Origin of the sequence: Sandarakinorhabdus sp. (assembly GCF_032115815.1) — a bacterium.
In the GTDB taxonomy this organism is placed as follows: domain Bacteria; phylum Pseudomonadota; class Alphaproteobacteria; order Sphingomonadales; family Sphingomonadaceae; genus Sandarakinorhabdus.
Genome location: NZ_JAUMBI010000076.1, coordinates 1 through 2,218 on the forward strand (window position 1 = coordinate 1; position 2,218 = coordinate 2,218).

Genomic DNA, 2,218 nt, shown 5'->3' on the forward strand with positions numbered 1-2,218 from the left:
TTAGGTGCGCGGCGGTTTCGGCGATGATCGGGATCGACTGGATGGCCGATGATCCAGTGCCGATGATGCCGACGCGCTGTCCGCTGAAGTCCACGCCCTCATGCGGCCAGCGCGAGGTGCGGTAGATGGTGCCCTTGTAATCATCGATGCCGGGGAAGGTGACATCGGTGGGCACGGACAGGCAGCCAGTGGCCATCACCACAAAGCGCGCCGGGATCACCTCGCCGCTGTTGAGCGTGACGTTCCAGCCATCGGCCTTGGCATCCCAGTGGGCGGCGGTCACGCGGGTGTTGAAGCTGATGTCGGGCTTCAGGTCGAAACGTTCGGCGACATGGTTTGCATAGGCCAGCAGTTCGGGCTGCGGCGCATAGCGCTCCGACCAGCGCCATTCCTGTTCAAGTTTTTCATCAAAGCCGAAGCTGTATTCCAGGCTCTGGATATCGACGCGGGCGCCGGGATAGCGATTCCAATACCAGGTGCCGCCAACGCCGCTTCCGGCCTCGATCACGCGGGTCTTCAGGCCCTGTTCGCGGCATTTCAGCAGCATGTACATGCCGGAAAAACCGGCACCGACAATCAGCACATCCAGACGGTCCGCCATCATCTTCTCCCCAATGCTGCGGCCCCTCCCCAGGGGCATGACCCGTACACGCTACCACGCGCCGACCCGCCGCAAAGCTGGGAATATTGGGTGCGACAGGCCTTCCCCGGAAATGAAACAGGCCCCGGCGTCATTGGACGCCGGGGCCTGCCCCTGCTTTTGCAGTTGCACTTGCTGCGGGTTGGATCAAGCGGCGGGCTTGACGGCCTCCGCCGCCGCAGCGGTATCAGCCGGTGCCGGAGCGGCGGCCACGACCGGGGCCGGAGCGGCCACGGGCGCGGCGCCCTTCAGCGCCGGATAGTCCTTCAGCATCTTCGCCCCGCCCAGCGGCTTGTTCACGCCCTGGTGGCAGGTGGCGCAGTTCACCTTCAGCGGATCGCCGTGAGGGCCGCGGCGGTTGCCATAGGCACCCTTGCCGTTGGCCGGCCACACGTCACCCAGTGCGGTGATGTAGTTGTTGTTGATATCCCGCACCATGCGGATGCCATACCAGGCCGTCACACGCTGCGGCCGGCTGTCTTCCCACTTCGCGAAGTTATTCGAGTTGTGGCAGAAGGTGCAGTTCACGCCCAAGCCCTGGCTCATGTGCATCATGAGGCCATAGGTCTTCTCGGTGGTCTGGATGGCAGCCTTGCTGGCGGCGGTCGGGAATTCCTTGCCGCCCACGCGGATATTATCCTTGCCGGCCAGATAATCCGTGAACGGATCAGAGTTCAGCGAGGCGTAGGCCACCGTTTGCGCCGGGGTGTTGCCGCCCCGCTTGTTGCCGGTGATGGTGCCCGGATCCGGCACAGCGGTAGACCAGTTGTTCACCGGCACCGGATTGCCGCGGTGGCAGGTCCAGCAGGTGACGCCTGCGTTATCCTGCTTGCTGAAGTGCGGCGCCCAGGTTGCGTTGATGTTCTGCGTCATCTGCAGCATCTTGCGGGCCACGACCTTGGTGTATTTCTCGTCCGAGGCCATGTTTTCCGGATTGTGGCAGTAGGTGCAGCCAGCATCCTTGATGTTGGAACCATCGGGCGCGACCCACGTCGTCATCGCCTGCATCAGGTAGTTGAACTCGTCCACCGAGACATTGCCCAAAACGGGCACGTTCTCATAGGCCGTGCTCGCCCGATCGCCAGCGATCATCTCAGCGGTCAGCTCATAGGGCGGGGCCGGAATATCCCCGACCTTGGCCTTGCTGTCCGGATCACTGATCTGGACCATGGCGGTGCCGCGGAAGCCAACCTGCTCCTGCTCCTTCGAGCCGAGTTCACAACCGGCCAGCAGCAGCGCTGGCAAGGCAATGGCAACAAGCTTGTTCAGCGCTTTCATTGCGGTGCTCCCGGAAGGGTGGCGGGATCAACGACACCGGTGGCCGGATATTCGCGGGCGAAACCGTGATCGACGGCCCACAGGAACCAGTTGTCGACAACCGTACCGGTGAGCAGGATGCCGATGCCGCCCGTGAGCGTCGTCAGCACCGCAAACCACCATGCCCAGCGGTGGATGGATTCCATCGTGGCATTCCAGCCCATGGTCCAGCGCCAGAACAGCGCTGCACGTTCGGAGGCCGTACCACGATCGGTGATCTGTTCGATTTCGCGTTCGCCGCCGTAGCGGCCAACGGCGAGA

General features: G+C 63.3%; 2 protein-coding genes and 1 pseudogene. All 3 read right to left on the reverse strand.

Features of this window, described 5'->3' with window-relative positions; genetic code table 11:
- Window positions 1–601, reverse strand: a 601-nt coding sequence (locus RT662_RS04560; RefSeq protein WP_313669523.1) for an NAD(P)/FAD-dependent oxidoreductase, incomplete at its 3' end; no start/stop codon positions are given.
- A gap of 186 nt (window positions 602–787) precedes the next feature.
- The gene (pufC, locus tag RT662_RS04565; RefSeq protein WP_313669524.1) at window positions 788–1,918 is read right to left on the reverse strand and encodes a photosynthetic reaction center cytochrome PufC; all 1,131 of its coding nucleotides are present in this window, start codon (window positions 1,916–1,918) and stop codon (window positions 788–790) included.
- Window positions 1,915–2,218, reverse strand: a pseudogene (locus tag RT662_RS04570) (photosynthetic reaction center subunit M); the annotation flags it as partial. The gene pufC and the pseudogene RT662_RS04570, both read right to left, overlap by 4 nt.

What these genes read in the sequence shown, in the direction of transcription:
- pufC (WP_313669524.1), bottom strand. Translation starts at nt 1,918, where the DNA reads ATGAAAGCGCTGAACAAGCTTGTTGCCATTGCCTTGCCAGCGCTGCTG.